1 pseudogene is annotated in these 296 nt (G+C 68.6%); it reads left to right on the top strand.

Features of this window, described 5'->3' with window-relative positions:
- Positions 1–296 (top strand): annotated as a pseudogene (locus AB0N27_RS01510) (hypothetical protein); the annotation flags it as partial.

Here is a 296-nt window from a genome sequence, read left to right as displayed (position 1 = left end):
AATCAATACCGCATCGTCTCCGGCAGCAGCGACCGGACGGTGCGCGTATGGGACCCCGACAACGGCTCCGAGCTCGCCGAACTCACCGGCCACACCGAAGAGGTGACCGCCCTGGCGGTCCTACCCGGTCCGGAAAATCGGCACCGCATCGTCTCCGGCAGCAGCGACGGGACCGTGCGTATATGGGACCCCGACGACGGCACTCAGCTAGCCGAGCTAACCGGCCACACCGGTTGGGTTTCCGGGGTCGCGGTGCTCCCCAACCCGGACGGGCGACACCGCCTCGTCTCCACCGG

It is taken from the genome of Micromonospora sp. NPDC093244, assembly GCF_040683695.1.
In the GTDB taxonomy this organism is placed as follows: Bacteria; Actinomycetota; Actinomycetes; order Mycobacteriales; family Micromonosporaceae; genus Micromonospora.
Note: the sequence above shows the minus strand (reverse complement) of the source record. Positions and strands in the feature narration are given on the sequence as shown.